The 24,374-nt window shown below is 63.4% G+C and carries 18 protein-coding genes; 11 read left to right on the forward strand and 7 right to left on the reverse strand.

Features of this window, described 5'->3' with window-relative positions:
• The first annotated feature begins 5 nt into the window (after positions 1 to 5).
• The gene (locus tag M1B34_RS03920) at positions 6 to 974 is read left to right on the forward strand and encodes an ABC transporter ATP-binding protein (RefSeq protein WP_268264477.1); all 969 of its coding nucleotides are present in this window, start codon (positions 6 to 8) and stop codon (positions 972 to 974) included.
• Positions 974 to 1,945 carry a peptide ABC transporter ATP-binding protein gene (locus M1B34_RS03925; protein ID WP_123337253.1) on the forward strand — a complete coding sequence of 324 codons (972 nt, stop codon included), beginning with the start codon at positions 974 to 976 and terminating at the stop codon, positions 1,943 to 1,945. Before M1B34_RS03920 ends, M1B34_RS03925 begins: the two co-directional genes overlap by 1 nt.
• A gap of 201 nt (positions 1,946 to 2,146) precedes the next feature.
• Here M1B34_RS03925 and M1B34_RS03930 read toward each other — a convergent pair whose 3' ends face one another.
• The gene (locus tag M1B34_RS03930; protein ID WP_123337255.1) at positions 2,147 to 3,730 is read right to left on the reverse strand and encodes a peptide chain release factor 3; all 1,584 of its coding nucleotides are present in this window, start codon (positions 3,728 to 3,730) and stop codon (positions 2,147 to 2,149) included.
• Positions 3,731 to 4,059: 329 nt separating this feature from the next.
• Here M1B34_RS03930 and M1B34_RS03935 point away from each other — a divergent pair, with 329 nt between their 5' ends.
• From M1B34_RS03935 to M1B34_RS03955, 5 genes are all read left to right on the forward strand, one after another.
• Positions 4,060 to 4,776: an ABC transporter permease gene (locus M1B34_RS03935; protein WP_268264478.1), complete on the forward strand. Its 717-nt coding sequence runs from the start codon at positions 4,060 to 4,062 to the stop codon at positions 4,774 to 4,776.
• Between the two features lie 25 nt (positions 4,777 to 4,801).
• On the forward strand, positions 4,802 to 5,695 hold the full coding sequence (locus M1B34_RS03940) for a glycine betaine ABC transporter substrate-binding protein (protein WP_123337259.1): 894 nt from the start codon (positions 4,802 to 4,804) through the stop codon (positions 5,693 to 5,695).
• Positions 5,696 to 5,708: 13 nt separating this feature from the next.
• Positions 5,709 to 6,362: an ABC transporter permease gene (locus M1B34_RS03945; RefSeq protein ID WP_123337261.1), complete on the forward strand. Its 654-nt coding sequence runs from the start codon at positions 5,709 to 5,711 to the stop codon at positions 6,360 to 6,362.
• Positions 6,359 to 7,516, forward strand: a complete 1,158-nt coding sequence (locus M1B34_RS03950) for an osmoprotectant ABC transporter ATP-binding protein OsmV (protein WP_123337263.1) — start codon at positions 6,359 to 6,361, stop codon at positions 7,514 to 7,516. Before M1B34_RS03945 ends, M1B34_RS03950 begins: the two co-directional genes overlap by 4 nt.
• A gap of 470 nt (positions 7,517 to 7,986) precedes the next feature.
• The gene (locus M1B34_RS03955) at positions 7,987 to 9,150 is read left to right on the forward strand and encodes a type III PLP-dependent enzyme (protein ID WP_123337265.1); all 1,164 of its coding nucleotides are present in this window, start codon (positions 7,987 to 7,989) and stop codon (positions 9,148 to 9,150) included.
• Positions 9,151 to 9,273: 123 nt separating this feature from the next.
• On the opposite strand, the gene M1B34_RS03960 is transcribed toward M1B34_RS03955, so the two are convergent.
• Together M1B34_RS03960 and M1B34_RS03965 are read right to left on the reverse strand one after the other, a co-directional pair.
• Positions 9,274 to 10,059, reverse strand: coding sequence for a tetratricopeptide repeat protein (locus M1B34_RS03960; RefSeq protein ID WP_268264479.1), 786 nt, complete (start codon positions 10,057 to 10,059; stop codon positions 9,274 to 9,276).
• Between the two features lie 2 nt (positions 10,060 to 10,061).
• Complete coding sequence (locus M1B34_RS03965) at positions 10,062 to 10,742, reverse strand: Fe2+-dependent dioxygenase (RefSeq protein ID WP_123337269.1); 681 nt, start codon at positions 10,740 to 10,742, stop codon at positions 10,062 to 10,064.
• 205 nt (positions 10,743 to 10,947) lie between these two features.
• Between M1B34_RS03965 and M1B34_RS03970 the strand changes: the two genes are divergently transcribed.
• Complete coding sequence (locus M1B34_RS03970) at positions 10,948 to 13,197, forward strand: TonB-dependent receptor (RefSeq protein WP_268264480.1); 2,250 nt, start codon at positions 10,948 to 10,950, stop codon at positions 13,195 to 13,197.
• 172 nt (positions 13,198 to 13,369) lie between these two features.
• Positions 13,370 to 15,901: a sulfite reductase flavoprotein subunit alpha gene (locus tag M1B34_RS03975; protein ID WP_268264481.1), complete on the forward strand. Its 2,532-nt coding sequence runs from the start codon at positions 13,370 to 13,372 to the stop codon at positions 15,899 to 15,901.
• Between the two features lie 340 nt (positions 15,902 to 16,241).
• Here M1B34_RS03975 and M1B34_RS03980 read toward each other — a convergent pair whose 3' ends face one another.
• From M1B34_RS03980 to ptsP, 3 genes are read right to left on the reverse strand one after another with little or no spacing between them, the layout of a single operon-like run.
• Positions 16,242 to 17,984 carry a PTS fructose-like transporter subunit IIB gene (locus M1B34_RS03980; protein ID WP_123337275.1) on the reverse strand — a complete coding sequence of 581 codons (1,743 nt, stop codon included), beginning with the start codon at positions 17,982 to 17,984 and terminating at the stop codon, positions 16,242 to 16,244.
• A gap of 11 nt (positions 17,985 to 17,995) precedes the next feature.
• A complete protein-coding gene (gene pfkB, locus M1B34_RS03985) occupies positions 17,996 to 18,937 on the reverse strand; it encodes a 1-phosphofructokinase (RefSeq protein WP_268264482.1) in 942 nt (313 codons plus the stop codon).
• The gene (gene ptsP, locus M1B34_RS03990; protein ID WP_268264483.1) at positions 18,937 to 21,798 is read right to left on the reverse strand and encodes a phosphoenolpyruvate--protein phosphotransferase; all 2,862 of its coding nucleotides are present in this window, start codon (positions 21,796 to 21,798) and stop codon (positions 18,937 to 18,939) included. The genes pfkB and ptsP overlap by 1 nt, the downstream gene beginning before the upstream one ends.
• Positions 21,799 to 22,098: 300 nt before the next feature.
• On the opposite strand from ptsP, the gene cra reads away from it, so the two are divergent.
• Together cra and M1B34_RS04000 are read left to right on the forward strand one after the other, a co-directional pair.
• Complete coding sequence (cra, locus tag M1B34_RS03995) at positions 22,099 to 23,094, forward strand: catabolite repressor/activator (RefSeq protein ID WP_123337280.1); 996 nt, start codon at positions 22,099 to 22,101, stop codon at positions 23,092 to 23,094.
• 3 nt (positions 23,095 to 23,097) lie between these two features.
• On the forward strand, positions 23,098 to 23,889 hold the full coding sequence (locus M1B34_RS04000; RefSeq protein WP_268264484.1) for a TatD family hydrolase: 792 nt from the start codon (positions 23,098 to 23,100) through the stop codon (positions 23,887 to 23,889).
• A 2-nt stretch (positions 23,890 to 23,891) separates the two neighbouring features.
• Here M1B34_RS04000 and M1B34_RS04005 read toward each other — a convergent pair.
• Positions 23,892 to 24,374 (reverse strand): methyl-accepting chemotaxis protein (locus tag M1B34_RS04005; RefSeq protein WP_268264485.1); only part of this gene is annotated, 483 nt, incomplete at its 5' end.

A 24,374-nucleotide genomic window follows, 5' to 3' on the forward strand; every position in this document is an offset into this window, starting at 1 on the left:
TTCCCATGTCACTGCTAGAAATCAAGAATCTCAATGTGCGCTTCGGGGATGCCAAGGCCGTGCCTGTGGTCGATGGCCTGGACCTGAAGGTGGACAAGGGTGAAGTGCTGGCGATCGTCGGCGAGTCCGGCTCCGGTAAATCCGTGACCATGATGGCGCTGATGGGCCTGATCGAGCACCCCGGCATCGTCACCGCCGACGCCCTCAACTTCGACGGCAAGGACATGCTCAAGCTCAGTGCCCGGCAGCGTCGGCAGATCATCGGCAAGGACCTGGCGATGGTTTTCCAGGACCCGATGACCGCACTGAACCCGAGCTACACCGTGGGCTTCCAGATCGAGGAGGTGCTGCGCCTGCACCTGAAGATGTCGAGCAAGGCCGCCCGCAAGCGCGCCATCGAACTGCTGGAAAAAGTCGAGATCCCTGGCGCCGCCAGCCGCATGGACGCCTACCCGCACCAACTGTCCGGCGGCATGAGCCAGCGCGTGGCGATTGCCATGGCGATTGCCGGCGAGCCGAAACTGCTGATCGCCGATGAACCCACCACCGCCCTGGACGTGACCATCCAGGCGCAGATCATGGAGCTGCTGCTCAACCTGCAGCGAGAGCAGAACATGGGCCTGGTGCTGATCACCCACGACCTCGCCGTCGTGGCGGAAACCGCCCAGCGGGTCTGCGTGATGTACGCCGGTCAAGCCGTGGAAGTCGGCCAGGTGCCGCAGCTGTTCGAAATTCCCGCCCACCCCTACAGCGAAGCGCTGCTGGCGGCGATTCCAGAACACAGCCTGGGCGCGGCGCGCCTGTCCACACTGCCGGGCATCGTTCCCGGCCGTTACGACCGGCCCCAGGGTTGCCTGCTATCACCCCGCTGCCCCTATGTGCAGGACAACTGCCGCAGCCAACGCCCAAGCCTCGACCCGCAAGCCGCCAGCCTGGTGCGCTGCTTCTACCCGCTGAACCAGGAGGTGGCGTAATGGCCGTCGTTCTTACTGCCCGCGACCTGACCCGGCATTACGAAGTCTCCCGTGGCCTGTTCAAGGGCACCGCCCTGGTGCGCGCCCTCAACGGTGTGTCGTTCGAACTGGAGGCCGGCAAGACCCTGGCCGTGGTCGGCGAGTCCGGCTGCGGCAAATCCACCCTGGCCCGGGCCCTGACGCTGATCGAGGAGCCGTCTTCCGGCTCCCTGAAAATTGCCGGCCAGGAAGTGGCCGGGGCCAACAAGGCCCAGCGCAAGCAACTGCGCAAAGACGTGCAGATGGTGTTCCAGAGCCCCTATGCCTCCCTCAATCCCCGGCAGAAGATTGGCGACCAGTTGGCCGAGCCGCTGCTGATCAACACCTCGTTGTCGGCGGCTGAACGCCGGGAAAGGGTCCAGGCGATGATGAAACAGGTGGGCCTGCGCCCTGAGCATTACCAGCGCTACCCGCACATGTTTTCCGGCGGGCAGCGCCAGCGCATCGCCCTGGCCCGGGCCATGATGCTGCAACCCAAAGTGCTGGTGGCGGATGAGCCGACCTCGGCCCTGGACGTGTCGATCCAGGCCCAGGTGCTCAACCTGTTCATGGACCTGCAGCAGGAGTTCAACACCGCCTACGTGTTCATCTCCCACAACCTGGCAGTGGTGCGTCACGTGGCCGACCACGTGATGGTGATGTACCTCGGGCGCCCGGTGGAAATGGGGCCCAAGGAAGACATCTACAGCCGTCCGCTGCATCCCTATACCCAGGCGCTGCTGTCGGCCACGCCGACCATCCACCCAGACCCGGACAAGCCGAAGATCAAGATCGTCGGCGAACTGCCCAACCCGCTGAACCCGCCGTCCGGCTGCGCCTTCCACAAACGCTGCCCCTATGCGACAGAACGTTGCAGCACCGAAGAACCGGCCTTGCGTTCCCTGGACCACCGCCAAGTGGCCTGCCATTACGCCGAGCAATTCGTCGCCTAACCTCGCGACGCCCTTTAGGAGCCGGCTTGCCGGCGATGGGCGCGCTGCAAAATCCGGGCTGGGGCTCGGTTTTTGTGGAGCGTGATCTGGCGTGACCACTGGCAAGCCAGCGCCTACACAGGGCGCGGTTCGGCTTGCCGGCGATGGGCAATAAAAAACCCCGCCGTTCGCACGGCGGGGTTTTGGGTGTTGCGGGACCGCTTAGTGGTGTTCGCGGGTGGCACGGAATTTCACGTCCGGCCAGCGCTCTTCCATCAGTGCCAGGTTGACCCGGGTCGGGGCCAGGTAGGTCAGGTGACCGCCGCCGTCCAACGCGAGGTTTTCCACAGCCTTGTTGGAAAACTCTTCCAGCTTCTTCTTATCGCTGCACTCGATCCAGCGGGCGGAGTACACGGTGATCGGCTCGTAGGAGCACTCGACCTTGTATTCCTCTTTCAAGCGGCTGGCCACCACATCGAACTGCAGCACACCGACGGCGCCGAGAATGATGTCGTTGCTGCGCTCGGGGAAGAACACCTGGGTCGCCCCCTCTTCGGCCAGCTGTTGCAGGCCCTGGCGCAGTTGCTTGGATTTCAGCGGGTCCTTCAGGCGCACGCGGCGGAACAGTTCCGGGGCGAAGTGCGGAATACCGGTGAAGCCCAGCACTTCACCTTCGGTGAAGGTGTCGCCGATCTGGATGGTGCCGTGGTTGTGCAGGCCGATGATGTCGCCGGCGTACGCCTCTTCCAGCTGTTCACGCTCGGAAGAGAAGAACGTCAGGGCGTCACCGATGCGCACGTCCTTGCCGGTACGTACGTGGCGCATTTTCATGCCCTTGTCGTACTTGCCCGAACAGATGCGCATAAAGGCGATACGGTCGCGGTGCTTGGGGTCCATGTTCGCCTGGATCTTGAACACAAAACCCGAGAACTTCTCTTCCTCGGGCTCCACGGTGCGCTCGTTGGCCACGCGGGGCAGCGGCAGCGGCGCCCAGTCCACAACGGCATCCAGCACGTGGTCCACACCGAAGTTGCCCAGGGCAGTACCGAAGAACACCGGGGTCAGTTGGCCGTCCATGAATTCCTGTTGATTGAATTCGTGACAGGCGCCCTGCACCAGTTCCAGCTGTTCGATAAAACGCTCGTACTCGTCACCCAGGTGGGCGCGGGCTTCGTCGGAGTCGAGCTTCTCGATGATCTTCACCTCGGTCCGCTCATGACCATGACCGGCGGTGTAGACAATGATGTAGTCGCCCGAGAGGTGGTAGACCCCTTTGAAGTCGCGGTAGCAGCCGATCGGCCAGGTGATCGGCGCCGCCTTGATCTTCAATACCGCTTCGATTTCGTCGAGCAGTTCGATCGGGTCGCGGATATCGCGGTCGAGTTTGTTGATGAAGCTGACGATCGGCGTGTCCCGCAGACGGCAAACGTCCATCAGGGCGATGGTCCGTGGCTCAACGCCCTTACCGCCGTCGAGCACCATCAGCGCCGAGTCCACGGCGGTCAGGGTGCGATAGGTGTCTTCCGAGAAGTCTTCGTGGCCCGGAGTGTCCAGCAGGTTGATCATGTGTTCGCGATAGGGGAACTGCATGACCGACGTGGTAATCGAGATACCCCGCTGCTTCTCCATCTCCATCCAGTCGGAGGTGGCATGGCGATCGGATTTACGGGACTTCACCGTACCCGCCACAGAAATAGCCTTACCCATCAGCAAGAGCTTCTCGGTGATGGTGGTCTTACCCGCATCCGGGTGGGAAATAATGGCGAAAGTGCGGCGTTTCGCGACTTCGGCGGCCTGTTTGGTCATGGGAAATCGCCTGGCAGGTGATTCAAAAAAAGGGCGCAGATTATAGCCCAAATTGAACCCAGAACCGAACCGTTGAGCACTCGGACGATGGCTAAATACTGTCATTGAGGGAACCTTTTGAAACGCCGGGGCGTCCACTCCCCTGTTACGGCTCGGCGCCAGGCGGCTGAAATATCAGCCACTTAGCCTCGTCGAGCCGCGCTTATGGCCCGTGTACACGCCGCTTAGCCGGCCTCCACGAGCTGCTTCTCGCGCTCATTTTTCCGGCAGCCAGGCATGGCCTTGTCACACGGAAAAGTGCGCGCCGACCGATATAAAGGAGTCCGCCTGTGGCTATTCGCTATGGCAAAGGGCTGATAGGAGGCGTGGCGGTAATCGCCCTCCTGGCCCTGCTGGTCCATTGGATCGGCATCAATACGATCGAACACTACCGCGACGATCTGTTGTTCTACCTGCAAGCCCATCTGTACCTGGTACTCGCTTCAATGTTCGCCGCCCTGGTGGTGGGGGTCCCCGCCGGCATCTTCCTCAGCCGACCGAACATGGTCGGGCGGGCCGAGCGCTTCATGCAGATCTTCAACATCGGCAACACCATTCCCCCCCTGGCCGTGCTGGCCATCGCCCTGGGGATTCTCGGCATCGGCGCTGGCCCGGCCATCTTCGCCCTGTTCCTCGCCTCCTTGTTGCCCATCGTGCGCAACACCTACGAAGGCCTGAAAAACGTCCAGGGCTCCCTCAAGGAAGCCGCCGTCGGCATCGGCATGACCCCGCGCCAAGTGCTGTGGAAAGTCGAGTTGCCCAACGCCGTGCCGATCATCATCGGTGGGGTCCGCGTCGCCCTGGCGATCAACGTCGGCACCGCGCCCCTGGCGTTCCTGATCGGCGCCAACAGCCTGGGCAGCCTGATCTTCCCCGGCATCGCCCTGAACAATCAGCCGCAACTGCTGCTCGGCGCGGCCTGCACCGCCCTGCTGGCCTTGCTCCTGGATGGCCTGGTGACCCTGGCCAGCCGCCTCTGGCTGGAACGTGGCCTGCGCGCCTCTTGAGCCTGGACTGAGCAAAGGAATCGATATGAAGACATTAGCGATGATCATGGGCTGCGTCCTGCTGCTGGCCGGAGCCGCCCAAGCCGCTGAAAAACCCCTGGTGCGCATTGGCGCCCGGGTATTCACCGAACAGACCCTACTGGCTGAAATCACCTCCCAATACCTGCGCAGCAAAGGCTACGACACCCGCATCACCGGCGGCCTGGGCAGCAACCTGGCCCGCAGCGCCCATGAAAGCGGGCAGCTGGACCTGCTCTGGGAATACACCGGGGTGTCCCTGGTGGCCTATAACCACGTCACCGAAAAGCTCGACAGCGAGCAATCCTATGCCCGGGTCAAAGAGCTCGATGCCAAGCAAGGGCTGGTCTGGCTGACGCCGTCGAAATTCAGCAACACCTACGCCCTGGCCCTGCCGGAAAAAGTCGCCCAGGCGTACCCGCAGATCAACAGCGTCAGCGACCTGAAAAAAGTCCTGGACGCCGAATCCAAGGACAACCACTTGGTGGCCCTGGACACCGAGTTCGCCAACCGCTCCGACGGCCTGGAGGGCATGGTCAAGCTGTATGGCATGAACCTAACCCGCAACAACATCCGCCAGATGGATGCCGGCCTGGTCTACACCGCCCTGCGTAATGGCCAGGTGTTCGCCGGCCTGGTCTACACCACCGACGGGCGCCTCAACGCCTTCAAGCTGAAGCTGCTGGAAGACGACTTGCACTACTTCCCGGACTACACCGCTGCGCCGGTGATCCGCCAGGCCTTCCTCGACGCCCACCCGCAACTGGCCGCCGACCTCAAGCCCCTGGCCGAATTGTTCGACGACGAGACAATGCGCCAGCTCAATGCCCGGGTCGATGTCGACCACCAAAGCCCGTCCGCCGTGGCCGCGGATTTTCTGCGCCAGCATCCACTGAACTGAGGGAGGAAACGTCATGGAATTCTTGAATGCCTTTTCCCATCTCGATTGGCAGCAAGTGCTGCAACTGACCTGGCAACACATCACCCTGGTGGGCATCGCCGTGACCCTGGCGATTGTCTTCGGCGTGCCCCTGGGCATCCTGATGACCCGCTTCCCCACCCTGGCCGGCCCCCTGCAAGCCAGCGCCACGGTGCTGCTGACCATCCCGTCCATTGCCCTGTTCGGCCTGCTGCTGCCGTTCTACTCCAAGTTCGGCCAGGGCCTGGGCCCACTGCCGGCGATCACCGCGGTGTTTCTCTATTCCCTGCTGCCGATCATGCGCAACACCTACCTGGCGCTCACCGGTGTGGAACCGGGCATTCGTGAAGCTGCCCGGGGCATTGGCATGACCTTTGGCCAGCGCCTGCGCATGGTCGAACTGCCGATCGCCGTGCCGGTGATCCTGGCCGGGGTGCGCACCGCCGTGGTGATGAACATCGGCGTAATGACCATCGCCGCCACCATCGGCGCCGGCGGCCTGGGCGTACTTATTCTTGCTTCCATCAGCCGCAGCGACATGTCGATGCTGATTGTCGGCGCCGTGCTGGTCAGTCTCCTGGCCATCTTCGCCGACCTGCTTCTGCAATGGCTGCAACGCACGCTGACTCCAAAAGGACTGCTCAAATGATCGAACTTCAAAACCTGACCAAGACCTTCCAAAGCAACGGCAAGACCATCACCGCCGTTGATTCCGTAAGCCTGACCGTCAATGAAGGCGAAATTTGCGTATTCCTCGGCCCCTCGGGCTGTGGCAAAAGCACCACGCTGAAAATGATCAACCGCCTGATCAAGCCCACCTCGGGCAAGATCCTGATCAACGGCGAAGACACCACCGACCTCGACGAAGTGACCCTGCGCCGCAACATCGGCTATGTGATCCAGCAGATCGGTCTGTTCCCGAACATGACCATCGAGGAAAACATCGTGGTGGTGCCCAAGCTGCTCGGCTGGGACAAGCAGAAATGCCACGACCGCGCCCGCGAGCTGATGAGCATGATCAAGCTGGAGCCCAAGCAGTACCTGCACCGTTACCCGCGGGAACTGTCCGGTGGCCAGCAGCAACGGATCGGGGTGATTCGCGCCCTGGCGGCAGATGCGCCGCTGCTGCTGATGGATGAACCCTTTGGTGCGGTCGACCCGATCAACCGCGAGATGATCCAGAACGAATTCTTCGAGATGCAACGGGCCCTGAACAAGACCGTGATCATGGTCAGCCACGACATCGACGAAGCCATCAAGCTCGGCGACAAGATCGCCATCTTCCGCGCCGGCAAGCTGCTGCAGATCGACCACCCGGACACCTTGCTCGCCCACCCGGCGGATGATTTCGTCAGCAACTTCGTCGGCCAGGACAGCACCCTCAAACGCTTGCTGCTGGTGAAGGCCGAAGACGCTGCAGACAACGCACCGTCGGTGAGCCCGGAAACCCCAGTGGCCGATGCCCTGGAACTGATGGACGAACACGACCGCCGCTACGTGGTGGTGACCTGTGCCGAGAACAAGGCCCTGGGCTACGTGCGTCGTCGCGACCTGCACCGTCAGACCGGGACCTGCGCCCAGTACCTGCGAGAGTTCAACGCCACGGCCGCCTACGACGAACACCTGCGGATTCTTCTGTCGCGCATGTACGAGTTCAACCGTTCGTGGTTGCCAGTGATGGATGCGGAGCGGGTATTCCTTGGCGAGGTGACCCAGGAATCGATCGCGGCGTACCTGAGTTCGGGCCGCTCTCGCGGGGCCAAGACCAGCATCGTCTCGCCGGCCGAGACGGCGCTGGCCTGATAGACCCAATCGCCGGCAAGCCGCTCCTACAGGCCTATGTAGGAGCCGGCTTGCCGGCGATCAGCCTGACGCCATTTCCCCTCAATGCTCTCATCTGGGGAACATCAATTCGTCACACCTGTCGGTTACATAAGTAGCTGACTGGGACCACACGACGGAAGCGTGCAAAAACGCGACATTTTTTGTTGATCTCAAACCCCTCACGCCCTAAAGTTCGCGCCGAACGTCCATGCTGGAAACGATCCATCCGGCTCAAGTACTGACGACGAGACAGCAAGGTCACCCGCGGCGCAGCGCCAGGTTGACCTTTTTGCTTTCGGCGACATGCCTTGGGAAGTAGGCGAACCAAAGTGGGGATACGGAGGACGTTCAGAAGGGTGTGTCATCAATGAGTTCACGGCAGCGAACTCATTGATGACACACCCTCGCACCCATTGATTACTAACGTTTGCCAGTAGGAGCTCCCAAGCATGTCGATTAACGTCGAAGATTATTTCGCGCGCGAAACCTTTCAAAAAATGAAGGCTTTCGCCGACAAGCAAGAAACCCCATTTGTGGTGATCGACACCGCGATGATCAGCCAGGCCTACGATGACCTGCGTGCAGGCTTCGAATTCGCTAAGGTCTACTACGCCGTCAAGGCCAACCCGGCCGTCGAGATCATTGACCTGCTCAAGGACAAGGGGTCGAGTTTCGACATCGCCTCGATCTACGAGCTGGACAAGGTCCTGGACCGCGGCGTCAGCGCCGACCGCATCAGCTACGGCAACACCATCAAGAAGTCCAAGGACATCCGCTACTTCTACGAGAAGGGCGTGCGCCTGTTCTCCACCGACTCCGAAGCCGACCTGCGCAACATCGCCAAGGCCGCACCGGGCTCGAAAATCTACGTGCGTATCCTCACCGAAGGCTCGACCACGGCTGACTGGCCTCTGTCGCGTAAATTCGGCTGCCAGACCGACATGGCCATGGACCTGCTGATCCTCGCTCGCGACCTGGGCCTGGTGCCTTACGGCATCTCCTTCCACGTCGGTTCGCAACAGCGCGACATCAGCGTATGGGACGCCGCGATCGCCAAGGTCAAAGTGATCTTCGAACGCCTGAAGGAAGAAGACGGCATCCACCTCAAGCTGATCAACATGGGTGGCGGCTTCCCGGCCAACTACATCACCCGCACCAACAGCCTGGAAACCTACGCGGAAGAAATCATCCGCTTCCTCAAGGAAGACTTCGGCGACGAACTGCCGGAAATCATCCTGGAGCCGGGCCGTTCGTTGATCGCCAACGCCGGCATCCTGGTCAGCGAAGTGGTGCTGGTGGCGCGTAAATCCCGTACCGCCGTCGAGCGCTGGGTGTACACGGATGTGGGCAAGTTCTCCGGCCTGATCGAAACCATGGACGAAGCCATCAAGTTCCCGATCTGGACCGAGAAGAAAGGCGAGATGGAAGAAGTGGTGATCGCCGGCCCAACCTGCGACAGCGCCGACATCATGTACGAGAACTACAAGTACGGCCTGCCCCTGAACCTGGCCATCGGCGACCGCCTGTACTGGCTGTCCACCGGTGCCTACACCACCAGCTACAGCGCAGTTGAGTTCAACGGCTTCCCGCCGCTGAAATCGTTTTATGTTTAAACGCAGCGGCAAGCGTTAAGCGGCAAGCTGCAAGAGAAAGCCCATGACCGGTCATGGGCTTTTTCGTTTCTGGCCGGGTGTGGCGTCGATGATTGAAAACGATGGGGTTTGAATCCGGGTGATTTAAGCCAACGCAGCCAGGCACTCGGCGTCCCGTTCGTCTCCCAGGGCTGCGGCTCGCTGGTGATAGGCCAGGGCCAAGGCGCGGATCTGCGGCTGCTGTGCCTGCAACAAGGCACCTCGGGCCACGCGGAGGAAGTTCAGGTTGCCACCGGCCAGGGCCTGGTGCAGCCAGTGGAGGGCGTCTTCGATGCGCCCGTTGGCAGCCAGCACCGCGGCGTAGCTGAACTGCCCGCGAAAGTCGCCGCCTTCGGCCGAGCGCCGGTACCAATCCCGAGCCGCCAGCGGGTCGGCCTGGCACACCAGCCCCTCCTCCAGATAACGCCCCAACAGGTTCATGGACTTGGCATGCCCCAACTCCGCCGCGCGACGGTAGCAAACCAAGGCCAAGGCGTGGTTTTCGGCCACACCACGACCGGTGGCCAGCAGGTTGGCGTAGTTGTACAGCCCCCAATCCAGGTCGGCGTCGGCCGCTTGGCGATACGCTTCGGCGGCCGCAACAGCATCGGCAGCGCCGCCCCAGCCATGCTCCAAGCAGCGGCCCAGCATGTTGCGCGCCATCAGGTGCCCGCGCCGGGCGGCAATCTCGAACCAGACCCGCGCCAGGGCCTGGTCCTGCTGAATACCGTGGCCGTCGAGAAGGATCTGCCCGAGCAGGGCCTGGGCTTCCAGCACGCCTTGCTTGGCGGCAGCGAGCACCGCCTGGGCGGCACGGGCCGGACTGTGTTCGAGCATGGCGCGCAGTTGCTCGCCGTCGAGGACTTCCTCGCGGCGCAGTTGATAGCTCACGGTTACACCTCGGCCCAGCGACGCAGCAGGTTGTGGTAGGTGCCGGTCAGGCGAATCAGCGAAGGATGGTCAGGCATGTCCTGGGTCAAGGCCTGGATCGCACCGTCCATCTCGAACAGCAAGGCGCGCTGGCTGTCTTCGCGCACCAGGCTCTGGGTCCAGAAGAACGAGGCATAACGGGCGCCCCGGGTGACCGGGTTGACCTTGTGCAGGCTGGTACCCGGGTACAGCACCAAGTCCCCCGCCGGCAGCTTGACCCGCTGCAGGCCGAAGGTGTCCTGGATCTCCAGTTCACCGCCGTCGTAGTCCTCTGGGTCACTGAAGAACAGGGTCGAGGACAGGTCGGTGCGTACCCGCTCCGCGCTGCCCTTAGGCTGGCGCACGGCGTTGTCGATATGAAAGTCAAAGCTGCCACCGGCGGTGTAGCAGTTGAGCAGCGGCGGAAACACCTTGTGCGGCAACGCCGCGGACATGAACAGCGGGTGCTTCCACAAACGCTCAAGCATCGCCGTGCCGATTTCAACGGCCAGCGGATGCCCCTCGGGCAATTGCAGGTTGTGCTTGGCCTTGGCCGACTGATAGCCGGCGGTGATCTTGCCGTCCGCCCAGTCCGCCTGCTCCAGGGCTTCGCGAATGCGCAGCACCTCCTCTCGAGTGAACACGCCAGGGATGTGCAGCAGCATGGCAAGGTACCTGAAGACAAAGGATCGCCGATGATATTGATTCTTATTGACGCTGTAAAACCCACCAGACGAACGAGTTCGTAAAAACCGTAAAGGAAAAGTGTAAAGAATGTAAATTCAATGCGAATGTAAACATTTCTCAATTGATACCGATACTTGTTTCTCCTATATTCCGCGGCCTCAAATCCTTGGGGAGGGGAATCACATGTCACGCCAAACACCACTTTCTGCCGTCAGTTCACCGCGCTTGCTTGCGTCTGCAATTGGCGTGGCACTGACGGCAGGCTCCGCGGCCCACTTGGCCCAGGCCGCTGAAGAGACGGATCAGAAGCCGTCGAGCAATGCCATTTCCCTGGACGCCACCAGCGTGGTGGGCGAACAGGACGAGACGTCCTACAAGAGCGACAACTCCGCCTCCAAGAAATACACCGCGCCCCTGCGTGAAACGCCGAAAAGCGTCACGGTCATTCCTCAGCAAGTCATGCGCGACACTGGTGCCACCAACCTGGTCGACGCCTTGCGCACCACCCCGGGCATCACCTTTGGTGCCGGCGAAGGCGGTAACCCCGCCGGCGACCGACCGATCATTCGCGGCTTCAACGCCGAAAGCGATGTGTTCATCGACGGCATGCGCGACCCCGCGTCCCAAGGCCGGGAAATCTTCAACGTCGAATCCATCGAAGTCAGCAAGGGCCCAGGCTCGGCCTTTACCGGTGCTGGCTCCACCGGTGGCAGCCTGAACCTGATCTCCAAGACCGCCAAGCTGGGCAACTCGTACAACGGCGGGTTCACTTGGGGCTCCGATCAGACCAAGCGCACCACCCTGGACCTGAACCAGCAAATGACCGACACCTCGGCCGTGCGCTTGAACCTGATGAAGCACGAAGCCAATGTCGCCGGTCGCGATGCCGTGGAAGTCAGCCGCTGGGGCGTCGCACCCTCGTTCGCCTTCGGCCTGGGCACCGACACCCGGGTCACTGTGGGTTACTACCACCTGAGCACCGACGACCTGCCCGACTACGGCATCCCGCTGACCCGCAGCACCAACCGCAGCAAGTACAACGTCGACAAGCCGGCCAACGTCGATAAAGACAACTTCTACGGTTTGACCAGCCGCGACTACCGCAAGACCACCAGCGACAGCGGCACCTTCAAGATCGAACACGACCTGAATGACAGCCTGACCCTGTCCAACAGCTTCCGCCTGTCCCGTTCGACCCTGGACTACATCGTCACCAACCCTGACGACAGCCGTGGCAACGTGGCCAATGGCACCGTGTACCGCAGCCCGAAAAGCCGTAACTCGACCTCCAAGGGCTGGTCCAACCAGACCGACCTGAGCGCCAAGTTCGACACCGGCTTCATCGAGCACAGCCTGGTGACCGGCATCGAGTTCTCCTACCAGGACACTCACAACCGCGCCTACGACGTCACGTCGGCGGTCAGCGGTAGCACCTGTAACGCCGCATTGATTGCCAACGGCGACTGCACCAGCCTGAACAACCCGTCGCCGGGCGATGCCTGGAACGGCACCATCAAGGACAGCCGTGCGTTCACCGACACCGACACCAAGACCGCCGCGGCGTACGTCTTCGACACCCTGAAATTCGACGAACAATGGTCGTTGAACCTCGGCCTGCGTTTCGACGATTACCAGACCCGCTCCAGCGGCTATGCCACCCGCGCACCGATCGGCGACTTCTCCCGGGAGAACAGCTCGCAGCTGTGGAACTACCAGATTGGCCTGGTCTATAAACCGCTGCCCAACGGCAGTGTGTATGCCGCCTATTCGACCTCCAGCAACCCGGCCGGCGAAACCAGCGGTAACGGCAGCCTTGAGTTGACCGCCGCCAACACCAGCCTGGAACCGGAAAAGAACCGCAACTACGAAGTGGGCACCAAATGGGACTTCTTCGGCGATGACCTGTCCTTGACCGCAGCGCTGTTCCGCACCGAGAAAACCAACGCGCGGATCGACGACCCGGACGGCGGCACCACCCAGGTGCTGGACGGCGAGCAGCAAGTCAACGGCGTGGAACTGACCTACAGCGGCAAGCTGACCCGCAACTGGAAGGTCTACGGCGGCTACACCTACATGGAAAGCGAAGTGGTCAAGACCACCCTGGCGGCGGACGAGGGCAACCATACGCCGAGCACACCACGGAACAACTTCACCTTCTGGTCCACCTATGACGTGGTGCCCGAGAAGCTGACCATCGGTGCCGGCGCCACCTTCGTCGATTCGCAGTTCGGCAACATCGCCAACTCGGTGGAGATTCCGTCCTACTGGCGCTACGACGCCATGGCGTCCTACAAGCTGAGCAAGAACGTCGACCTGCAACTCAACGTGCAGAACCTGACCGACAAGCGTTACTTCGACCAGGTGTTCCAGACCCACTACGCACACGTTGCCGCGGGCCGTACTGCACTGATGAGCGCCAACTTCCACTTCTGATCGCGAACCGCTGCGCCTGGCCATTCAAGCAGGCGCAGACACGCTCAGTGGCGCTGCCAAAGCCCCACGCACTTCGGTGCGTGGGGTTTTTGCGTAAAAACGAATGAGTCTCGACCACACACGGCATAATGCGCGCCGTGCCGATTATTTTTGAACGTACAAGGCGGTTCTTGTGTTGAAAAAAACCCTGTTCCAGCTGCACTGGTTCTTCGGTATCAGCGCCGGCCTGGTGCTGGCGCTGATGGGCGTCACCGGGGCCATGATGTCCTTCCAGGACGAGATCCTGCGGGTCATCAACCCTTCGGTGCTGCAAGTCGAGAAGCAGCCCGCCGGAGTATTGCCGCCGGCCGAACTGGTGGCCAAGGTCGAGGCCGCCGAGGGCAAGACCGTGTCCATGCTCTGGGTGGAAACCGACAGCGGCCATGCCGCGCGGGTGTTCTTCACCCCGCCGCCCGGCGAGCGCCGTGGACAGATGCGTTACTTCGACCCCTACACCGGCGAATTCCTCGGCGATGCCGTGGGCCAGGACTTCTTCGGCCTGATGATGCAGTTGCACCGTTTCCTGGCCATGGGTGACAGCGGCCGGCAGATCACCGGCGCCTGCACCCTGATCCTGATCTTTTTCTGCCTGTCCGGGCTGTACCTGCGCTGGCCGCGCCAAGTGGCCAGTTGGCGCGCCTGGCTGACCCTGGACTCGGCGAAAAAAGGCCGTGGCTTCAACTGGGACCTGCATGCCGTGGCCGGCACCTGGTGCCTGGTGTTCTACCTGCTGGCGGCGCTGACCGGCCTGACCTGGTCCTACGAGTGGTACAGCAACGGCGTCACCAAGCTGCTGTCCGACTCGTCGCAGATCGAACGCAAGCGCGGCGGACGCGGCGCGCCACCGCCCAAGGGGCCGGCCCCGGTCGCCGACTACAACGCCATGTGGAGCAGCCTCTACAGCAACGCCGGCAAGGACCTCAACGCCTACAACTTCCGCATGCCACCCGTGGCCGGGCAGCCGGCCACGGTCTACTACCTGCTCAAGACCTCGCCCCATGAGCGAGCCCTGAACCAGATCCAGATGGACCCGGCGACCGGGGTCATCAAGCAGCATGACCGCTACGCCGACAAGAGTTTCAAAGCGCAGTTGCTCACCAGCATCTATGCCCTGCACGTGGGCAGCTACTTCGGCCTGGTGGGACGCATCCTCATGGCCCTGGCCTCGGTGTGCATGCCGCTGTTCTTTATCACTGGCTGGTTGCTGTACCTCGACCGACGCCGCAAGAAGCAGCAGATCAAGGCCGCGCGCCAGGGCCTGGAAACCCACACCGGCGACGCTCCGGCGTGGCTGATCGGCTTCGCCAGCCAGAGCGGTTTTGCCGAACAACTGGCCTGGCAGACCGCCGGGCAATTGCAGGCGGCGGGGCTGCCGACCAAGGTCCAAGCCCTGGCCAGCCTCAGCGAGGACGACCTGCGCACCTCGAAAAACGCCCTGTTTGTGGTCAGTACTTTTGGCGACGGCGAGGCACCGGACAGCGCCCGGGGCTTTGAGCGCAAGATCCTCGGCCGCGAACTGCCCCTGGACGGCCTCAATTACGCCGTGCTCGGCCTGGGCGACCGCCAGTACCCGCACTTCTGCGGCTTTGCCAAACGCTTGCATGCCTGGCTGACAGCCCACGGCGGCACCACCCTGTTCGCCCCCATCGAAGTGGACAGCGGCGACACTTACGCCCTGCGCCATTGGCAGCAACAGCTCGGGCAACTGACCGGGCAAGCGCCGGTGGACCTGTGGCAGGCACCGACCTTCGCCAACTGGACCTTGGACCGGCGTGAACTGCTCAACCCCGAGAGCGAGGGTTCCGGCGTGTACCTGCTGGGCCTGAGCGCGCCCGCCCCCACCAGTTGGCTGGCCGGGGATTTGGTGGAAGTCATGCCGCGCAACAGCGACTGGGCGGTGGAATTCTTCCTCAATGGCCTGGGCCTGGACGGCGACAGCAAAGTGCAACTCGACGGCCTGCAGGAGACCCTGAGCCAGGCCCTGACCAGCCGCCAACTCCCGGAAAACCGCAGCCACTTGGTGGGCCTGCATGCCCAGGCCCTGGTGGATGCCCTGGTGCCTCTGAGCCTGCGTGAATACTCCATCGCCTCGATTGCCAGCGACGGCCAACTGGAGTTGCTGGTGCGGCAGGAACGTCATCCCGACGGCAGCCTGGGCATCGGCTCCGGCTGGCTGACCGAGCACGCGCCTGTGGGCTCGGCCATCAGCTTGCGGGTTCGCCGCAACAGCGGCTTCCATCTGCCGGCCGAACCTTGCCCGCTGATCCTGTTGGGCAACGGCACCGGGCTGGCAGGCTTGCGCAGCTTGCTCAAGGCCCGTATCGCCGAGGGCCAGCAGCGCAACTGGCTGTTGTTTGGCGAGCGCCATGCCGAGCATGACTTCCACTGCCGGGACGAGCTGCAGGAATGGCGCACAACTGGCGACCTGGAGCGCCTGGACCTGGCCTTTTCCCGGGATCAGGCGGAGAAAATCTACGTGCAGGACCGCCTGCGAGACGCCGCCGACGAGCTGCGAGCCTGGCTGGCAGACGGCGCGTCGATCTACATCTGCGGCAGTTTGCAGGGAATGGCGTCAGGGGTGGATCAAGTGCTCAACGAAGTGCTGGGCGCCGCGCAGGTGGAACACCTGATCGAACAAGGTCGCTACCGTCGGGACGTGTACTGAGGCGTCAGACGCTTCGCCGGCAAGCCGGCTCCTACACCAATCGTGCGGCACCCTCCGTAGGAGCTGGCTTGCCAGCGAAGGCGCCTGCCTGAATAGCGCAAGCCTCAAGGGCCTATTCGCCGGCAAGCCGGCTCCTACACCAATCGTGCTGCACCCTCCGTAGGAGCTGGCTTGCCAGCGAAGGCGCCCGCCTGAACAGCACAAGGCTCAAGGGCCTATTCGCCGGCAAGCCGGCTCCTACCCCAATCGTGCCGCACCCTCCGTAGGAGCTGGCTTGCCAGCGAAGGCGTCGGCCGGAACGGCGCAGGGCTCAAGGGCCTGTGCGCCGGCAAGCCGGCTCCTACGAAGAGGCGGGTTGCAGGGCCAGCTCCACCGCCTCAGGCCGTTTCACCACCGCATACACCACCGCAGTGAGCAGGCTGCCCGCGACAATCGCCAGCAGGTACAGCAACGCATGGTTGATGGCATTCGGGATCAGCATGACAAACAGGCCGCCATGGGGCGCCATCAGTTTGCAGCCGAAGTACATCGACAAAGCCCCGGTCAGGGCGCCGCCGGCAATGCTCGCCGGGATCACTCGCAACGGGTCTTTGGCGGCAAACGGAATCGCGCCTTCGGAGATAAAGCACAGGCCCAATACCAGGGCGGCCTTACCGGCTTCGCGTTCGGTCTGGGCAAATTTGCGTCGGGCAATAAAGGTGGCGATGCCCAGGCCAATGGGCGGCACCATGCCCGCGGCCATGGTCGCGGCCATCGGTGCATAACTCTGGGAGGCCAGCAGCCCTACCGAGAACGCATAGGCCGCCTTGTTGATCGGCCCGCCCAAATCCACGCACATCATCCCGCCCAGCAGCACGCCCAGCAGAATCGCGTTGGTGGTGCCCATGCTGTCGAGGAAGTGGGTCAAGGCTTCCAGCATGCCCGCCACCGGTTTGCCGACCACGTAGATCATCACCAGGCCGGTGAACAGGCTGGCCAACAACGGAATGATCAGAATCGGCTTCAGCGCCTCGAGGCTTTGCGGCAGGCGTGCGTATTTGTTGATCGCCTTGGCCGCATAACCGGCGATAAACCCGGCCACGATGCCGCCAATGAAACCGGCACCCAGGGTGCTGGCCAGCAAGCCGCCAATCATCCCCGGCGCCAGGCCCGGACGGTCAGCGATGGAGTACGCGATGTAGCCCGCCAACAGCGGCACCATCAGCTTGAAGGCGGTTTCGCCACCAATCTGCATCAGGGCCGCGGCCAAGGTGCCCGGCTCCTTGAACGCGGTAATGCCGAACACGAAGGACAAGGCAATCATCAGGCCGCCTGCCACCACCATCGGCAGCATGAACGACACGCCGGTGAGCAGATGCTTGTAGGCCCCGGTCTTTTCCTGCTTGGCCGGCGCCTGGCCGCCACTGGCTGCCGACTCCTGCTGACCTTCAGCCAGGGCCTTGTTCAGCGTGGCCTCGGCTTGCTTGAGGGCGATCCCGGTGCCACAGCGGTAAATCTTCTTGCCGGCAAAACGCTCGGTGGCGACTTCAATGTCCGCCGCCAGCAGCACCACGTCCGCCTGGGCAATGGCCTCGGCGCTCAAGGGGTTGCGGGCGCCCACCGAGCCCTGGGTTTCCACCTGCAGGTCGTAACCCAGGCGTTTGGCCGCCTGTTGCAACGCTTCGGCGGCCATAAAGGTGTGGGCCACCCCGGTCGGGCAGGCGGTGATCGCCACCAACCGCGGTACCGATTGCGCAGCCGCGGTCACGGGTTCGGCAACGGCTGTACCGGCGACATACACCTGGGCTTCTTCGGCGCCACGGCGCAGCACCGCGTCCACATCCTGCAGGGCCTGGGACGGCGTGCTCTGATAGACCCGCTTGCCGACAAACCGCGACATATCCACAGGCCCGGTGCTGACAACCAGCACCCACTCGGCCGCTTCGATGGTGCCTGCCGACAACTCGCGCTCGGGATGGGCATCGTCATGCACTTCAACGCTGGTGCTCCAGCCCTGGCGCTGGGCCGCAGCATCGAGCAAACGGGCACAAAGCACGCTGGTGACCATGCCATTGGGGCAGGCGGTAATAATGGCTAACTTCATAAGCAACCCTCTTATTGTTCTGTGAGGGGATGAACACGCACCCCCTGCTCAAGCTGCGCCAGTTGCGCGGCGTCGCTGATGCCGAAACCGATCTGGGTCACCGCCATGGCGGCGATGGCGGTGGCGGTGCGCAAGGTCTGTTCGGCGCTGTGGCCACTGAGCAAACCGTGGAGCATGCCGGCCAGCAACGAGTCGCCGGCGCCCACGGTGCTGGCCACCGTGACCTTGGGCGGCAACGCCTGCAATGTCGGTGCCGTGCTGAACCAGTTCACACCGTCGGCGCCATGGGAAATCACCACGTGCTCGACGCCCTGGGCGTGCAAGCGCTGGGCAGCTTCGGCCTGGGCGGCCAACGACAGCACCGGACTGCCCAGGGCATCGGCCAGTTCTTCGGTGTTCGGCTTGATCAGCCAGGGGCCCGCCGCCAGGCCGGCGCGCAAGGCGGCGCCGCTGGTGTCGAGGACCACTTTCAAACCGAGGCTCTTCAGGCGCAGTAGCAACCCGTGCAACCACTCCGGGCTGACGCCCCGAGGCAGGCTGCCAGCCACCACCACCGCGTCGTGCCCGGGGGCGATCTGCTCCAGGCGTTCGAGCAGTGCCTGCTGCGCCGCCTCGCTGACCTGCGGGCCCGGGCCGTTGACGTCGGTGATACGGCCGTCATGCTCGGCCAGCTTGATGTTGCTGCGGGTGTCACCCGGTACGCGGACAAAGGCGTCGACAAAACCACGGCGGGCAAATAACGCCTCGAACGCCTGGGGATTGTCTTCGCCAAGAAAGCCGCTGACCGTCAGTTGATGGCCGAGGTCGGCCAGCACCTGAGCCACGTTCACGCCTTTGCCGGCGGCATGGGTGAGCATGGCTTCGCTGCGGTTGACCTGGCCCGGTTCCAGGCGCGCCAACTGGACGGTGAGGTCCAGCGCCGGGTTCAGGGTCAGGGTAAGAATCGTTGCCATTACATGGCCTCCACAAGGGCACGCACGTCATCGGCGCTGCCGACGGCCAGGGCCTGTTGAGCAAGGGTTTGCGCCTGGACCAGGCTGAGTTCGCGGATCCGCGCCTTGACCTCGGCAATGCTGCGGCCGGAGACGCTGAGTTCATCCACCCCCAGCCCGACCAGCACCGGCACCGCCAGCGGATCGGCCGCCAGCTCGCCACAAACGCCGACCCATTTGCCGTGGGCATGGGCGGCGCGCACGGTGATGTCGATCAGTTGCAGCACAGCCGGGTGCAGGCCGTCGGCCTGGGCCGACAAGGTCGGGTGACCGCGGTCGATGGCCAGGGTGTATTGGGTCAGGTCATTGGTGCCGACGCTGAAGAAGTCCACTTCCTTGGCCAGCACCGGCGCCAGCAAGGCAGCGGACGGCACTTCGATCATGATCCCCAGCTGCAAGTCGGCTACCGGGATTTCCTGGCGCAGGCGCTCGGTCATGTCCCGGGCCTGGCGCCACTCATCCACGCTACCGACCATGGGGAACATGATGCGCAGCGGGCGGTTGTCGGCCGAACGCAGCAAGGCGCGCAACTGGGCTTCCATGATCTGTGGGCGTTGCAGGGTCAGGCGGATGCCGCGCACCCCGAGGAAGGGGTTTTCTTCCTTGGCAATCGGCCAGTAAGGCAGCGGTTTGTCGCCGCCGACATCCAGGGTGCGCACCACCAGCGGACGACCGGCCAGGCCATCCAGCACACGGCGGTATTCGGCTTCCTGGGTGGCTTCGTCCGGGGCTTGCGGGTGAGCCATGAAGATCAGCTCGGTGCGCAGCAGGCCGATGCCTTCGGCACCGTTATCCACAGCGCTGGTGACGCCGGAGCTTTCGCCGATGTTGGCGAAGACTTCGACGTGATGGCCGTCGGTGGTGTGGGCCAACTGATGACGTTGCTCGGCGGCGGCCTTGAGGCGCTGCTCGCGGGTGTCACGTTCTTCGGCGGCCCGTTGCAGGGTGGCACTGTCGGCGTCCACATGCAGGCGACCGCGCTGGCCATCGAGCAGCAGAGGCGTGCCGGACTTGAGTAGCAAGACGCCGGCGCCGGCGCCCACCAGCGCCGGAATGCCCAGGGCCCGGGCGACGATGGCGCTGTGGGCGGTGGCGCCGCCACGGGCGGTGAGGATGCCGGCCACACGGGCCGGGTCGAGGCGCGCCACGTCCGACGGGCCCACTTCGTCCATCACCAGGATGTAGGGCTGCTCAGGCTCGGCGGGGGTTTCCACGCCACACAATTGGGCCAGCACCCGACGACCGATGTCCCGCAAGTCGGCGGCGCGTTCAGCGAGCAAGGCGTCCTGCAAGGATTCCTGCTGCTTGGCCGCGGCTTCGATCACGGTCATCCACGCGGCTTCCGCACTTTCACCCTGCTTGAGGCGGGTGTCGACTTCATCGGTAAGTTCCGGGTCGTCGAGCATTTCCTGGTGGGTGATGAAAATCTCGCGGATGGCCTTGGCCTTGCTGCGCTGGATCAGACCTTCGATATCACCACGCACATCGGCCAGGGCCTGCTGCAGGCGCTGGCGCTCGATGGCGGTGGACTCGCCGCGCAGCGGGTAGTCGATGGCCTGTTGCACCTGGATATGGGCCGGGCCGATGGCAATCCCCGGCGCGGCGGCAATCGCCTGGACCAGGCTACCGGACGCCGGGGCGCTGACGGGCACAGCCACCTCTTCAACCACTTCCCGAGGTGCGCTCACCGCCGGCAGCGGCTCGACTTCTTCGCCCAGGCCTTCTTCGATGGCGGCCAACAGCGCCGGCAAGGCATCGGCAGCAATGCTCGGTTCGGCGATCAGTTCCAGCACCTGGCCGCGACGGGCGCCGAGGCTGAGCAGCTTGCTCAGGCTCTTCACCGACACGGCGGAATCCTTGCCGTCGACGATGCGAACGCGGATCTCGCCTTCAAAACTCTTGGCCAGTTGCGCCAGGATCTTCGCCGGCCGCGCATGCAGGCCGTGGGCGTTGGCCAGGGCGATACGGGCACTGGGCCAGTCCGCCGGCAATTCGCCACCCAGCGCTTCGAGCACCGCCCGGCTGCTGGTGGCGCGGCCCAACTCATGGCCACGGCCTTCGATCAGCAGCGCACACAAGCGCTCCAGCAGGGCCTGGTGGGCCTCGCCGAGGCTGGCCAGGCAGAACAGCCCGCTCAGGGGCTGACCCAGGTAACGAATCGGTTTGTCCGGGGTGACAAAGGCCAGGCCCGGGCGCAACACGGTCTGCTCGCTGTGCAGCCACCACAGGCCATCGCCCAGGGGCAGCGCTTCCACCTGTTGCAGCACGGCGGCAAAGCCATTGCTCACGCACTCGGCCTGGCGCAGCAGGCGAGCGCCACGCCACACCAGCTCTTCAAAATCTTCAGCGGCCACGCCCAGGCCAATCATTTGCGCGTCCAGGGCCAGCTCTTGCGGCGCCCCTTGCAACAGCTTCAGCAAGGCTTCAGGCGAACTGGCGCGACGCAAAGCCTGGCCCAGGTCGGTCTCGCCCAGGGCCCGGGTCAGCAGTTGCAGCAAACGCAGGTGTTCGTCGGATTTGGCGGCAATGCCGATCGCCAGGTAGACGATCTGGCCGTCGCCCCAATCCACGCCCTCGGGAAATTGCAGCAGGCGCACGCCGGTGGCGAACACCTGGTCACGGGTTTCCGGCGTGCCGTGGGGGATGGCAATACCTTGTCCGAGAAAGGTCGAGCCCTGAGCTTCCCGGGCCTTGAGGCCGGCGAGATAACCCTCGGCAACCAAACCATCGGCAACCAGTTTGTCGGCCAGCAGGTGCAGTGCCGCGGACTTATCCACAGCCGTTTGGCCCATGGATATCTGCTCTATGGTGAGCTCGAGCATGCTTTCTCCTATTTAGCGCGGGGGTGGGCGCTAGGTATTGTTTTGAATGATTCAGCTTAGGTGTCTTTAATGCCACAAACAGGACTGATTGCTTGGCAGGCAGGCTTCCGGTTTGTTTATAACCCTGGAAAATACGCTTGCTGAAACGTTTAATCTAGAATCTTGGGCACGTTACTCGATAATGTCGCATCCTTGAAGCCCTTCCGGTCGAATGCATGTTCCGACGATGGTCGTCTGCCCAGATGGAGTAGGATCGGCCAAAATCCTGCCGCATGCGTCAAAAAACAAGGAAAAACCGGGTTGAAACTCAGTGATATCGCTCGGCTGGCCGGTGTGTCTGTTACCACTGCCAGCTACGTCATCAACGGCAAAGCCGAACAACAACGCATCAGCAGCAGCACCGTCGAACGGGTGCGCGCAGTGGTCGAAGAACATGGCTTCACCCCCAACCCGCAGGCGGCCGGGTTGCGCAGCCGGCGCACCCGGACCCTGGGTTTCATCCTGCCGGACCTGGAAAACCCCAGTTACGCCCGCATCGCCAAACTCTTGGAACAAGGTGCCCGGGCACGCGGCTACCAGTTGCTGATCGCCAGCTCCGACGACGCCCCGGAAAGCGAGCGGCAACTGCTGCAACTGTTCCGCGCCCGGCGCTGCGATGCGCTGTTCGTCGCCAGTTGCCTGCCCGCCGACGATGACAGTTATCGCCTGCTGCAAGAGCAAGGCTTGCCGATCATCGCCATCGACCGGGTGATGCAACCTGAACTGTTCTGCTCGGTTGTCAGCGACGACCAGCAAGCCAGCCTGCACCTGACCCGCAGCCTGTTGCAGCCCGAACCCAAGCAGATTGCCCTGATCGGCGCCCGCCCCGAATTGAGCATCAGCCAGGAGCGGGCTGCCGGTTTCCGCCTGGCCCTGGAAGGCTTCGACGGCGAAGTATTGGTCGAACACGGCGAGTCCTTCAGCCGTGAATGCGGACGGCAACTGATGGAAGAACTGCTGCAGCGCCTCGGCCACCTGCCGGACGCCCTGGTCACCACTTCCTATGTGTTGTTGCAGGGGGTGTTCGATGCCCTGCAGGACTTCCCGCTCAAATCCCGGCCCCTGCGCCTGGGCACCTTTGGTGACACCCAGTTGCTGGACTTCCTGCCGCTGCCGGTGAACGCCATGGCCCAGCAACATGCCTTGATGGCCGACAAGGCGCTGCAACTGGCCCTGGCAGCCATCGAAGACAACCATTACCAGCCAGGCGTGCAGGCCATTCCCCGGACCTTCAAGCAGCGCATCCTGCAGGACTGACGCGTGGAACTGATCGACAGCCATACCCACCTGGATTTCCCGGATTTCGATCAGGATCGCGTCGCGCTTCTGGCGGACAGCCGCGCCCTTGGGGTGCGGCGAATGGTGGTGCTGGGGGTCTATCAGGACAACTGGCAGCGGGTCTGGGATCTGGTGCAAAGCGATCCTCAGTTATACGCCGCCTTTGGCCTGCACCCGGTGTATCTGGACCAGCACCAACCGGCCGATATCAAGGCGCTGGGCGACTGGCTGGCCCGGTTGGCGGGCCATCGCCAGCTATGCGCGGTGGGCGAAATCGGCCTGGACTACTTTCTGCCGCACCTGGACCGGGAGCGCCAGCAACAGCTGTTTGAGACCCAATTACAGCTGGCCGCAGACTTTCAATTGCCCGCCCTGCTCCATGTGCGGCGCAGCCACGCGGCAGTGATCGCCACCCTCAAGCGCTTCAAGCTCAAACGTGCGGGGATCATCCACGCCTTTGCCGGCAGCCGTGAAGAAGCCCGGGAATACCTCAAGCTGGGGTTCAAGCTGGGCCTGGGCGGCGCCGCCACCTGGCCCCAGGCCCTGCGCCTGCGCAAGGTGATCGCCGAACTGCCGCTGGATTCGGTGGTCCTGGAAACCGACTCGCCGGACATGGCGCCCGTCATGTTCGCCGGGCTGCGCAACAGCCCCCAGCACCTGCCGGCCATCTGCGCCGCCCTGGCCGACCTCATGGGCATCGCCCCCGAGCAATTGGCCGCCGCCAGCACCGCGAATGCCTGCGCGCTGTTCGGCTGGCCAGCCACAACGGCCTGAACTCAGACGCGAAAAGCGCCGATCAGCTGCTTCAACTGCAACACCTGGACCGACAACTGGCGACTGGCGTCCTCGGTCTGGTGGGCGCCTTCCGCCGTGCGCTCGCCGGCACGGTTGATTTCGACGATGTTCTGATCGATGTCGTGGGCCACCGCCGTCTGTTGCTCCACGGCCGCGGCAATCTGCTGGTTCTGGTCGACGATCATGCCCACCGCGCCAAGGATGTTTTCCAGCGCCTGCTGGACCTTCTCCGACTGCCCGACCGTGCCGCTGGCCATCTCATGGCTGCTGCCCATGGCCTTGACCGCCGCGCTCACCCCGCCGTGGAGCTTGGCGATCATCTGTTCGATCTCTTCGGTGGATTGCTGAGTGCGCTTGGCCAGGGTCCGCACCTCGTCGGCGACCACGGCAAAACCGCGCCCCTGCTCACCGGCCCGGGCGGCTTCGATGGCGGCGTTGAGGGCCAGCAGGTTGGTCTGTTCGGC

The sequence above is a fragment of the Pseudomonas morbosilactucae genome (genome assembly GCF_023241715.1).
GTDB classification, from domain to species: Bacteria; Pseudomonadota; Gammaproteobacteria; order Pseudomonadales; family Pseudomonadaceae; genus Aquipseudomonas; species Aquipseudomonas morbosilactucae.

Excerpts from the sequence above, each read along its gene's own strand:
- M1B34_RS03940 (WP_123337259.1), top strand. The coding sequence starts at position 4,802 with ATGAAGACATTAGCGATGATCATGGGCTGCGTCCTGCTGCTGGCCGGA.
- M1B34_RS03925 (WP_123337253.1), top strand. The coding sequence starts at position 974 with ATGGCCGTCGTTCTTACTGCCCGCGACCTGACCCGGCATTACGAAGTC.
- M1B34_RS03950 (WP_123337263.1), top strand. The coding sequence starts at position 6,359 with ATGATCGAACTTCAAAACCTGACCAAGACCTTCCAAAGCAACGGCAAG.
- M1B34_RS03920 (WP_268264477.1), top strand. The coding sequence starts at position 6 with ATGTCACTGCTAGAAATCAAGAATCTCAATGTGCGCTTCGGGGATGCC.
- pfkB (WP_268264482.1), bottom strand. The coding sequence starts at position 18,937 with ATGGCAACGATTCTTACCCTGACCCTGAACCCGGCGCTGGACCTCACC.
- M1B34_RS03980 (WP_123337275.1), bottom strand. The coding sequence starts at position 17,984 with ATGAAGTTAGCCATTATTACCGCCTGCCCCAATGGCATGGTCACCAGC.
- M1B34_RS03955 (WP_123337265.1), top strand. The coding sequence starts at position 7,987 with ATGTCGATTAACGTCGAAGATTATTTCGCGCGCGAAACCTTTCAAAAA.
- M1B34_RS03930 (WP_123337255.1), bottom strand. The coding sequence starts at position 3,730 with ATGACCAAACAGGCCGCCGAAGTCGCGAAACGCCGCACTTTCGCCATT.
- ptsP (WP_268264483.1), bottom strand. The coding sequence starts at position 21,798 with ATGCTCGAGCTCACCATAGAGCAGATATCCATGGGCCAAACGGCTGTG.
- M1B34_RS03970 (WP_268264480.1), top strand. The coding sequence starts at position 10,948 with ATGTCACGCCAAACACCACTTTCTGCCGTCAGTTCACCGCGCTTGCTT.
- M1B34_RS03945 (WP_123337261.1), top strand. The coding sequence starts at position 5,709 with ATGGAATTCTTGAATGCCTTTTCCCATCTCGATTGGCAGCAAGTGCTG.
- M1B34_RS03965 (WP_123337269.1), bottom strand. The coding sequence starts at position 10,742 with ATGCTGCTGCACATCCCTGGCGTGTTCACTCGAGAGGAGGTGCTGCGC.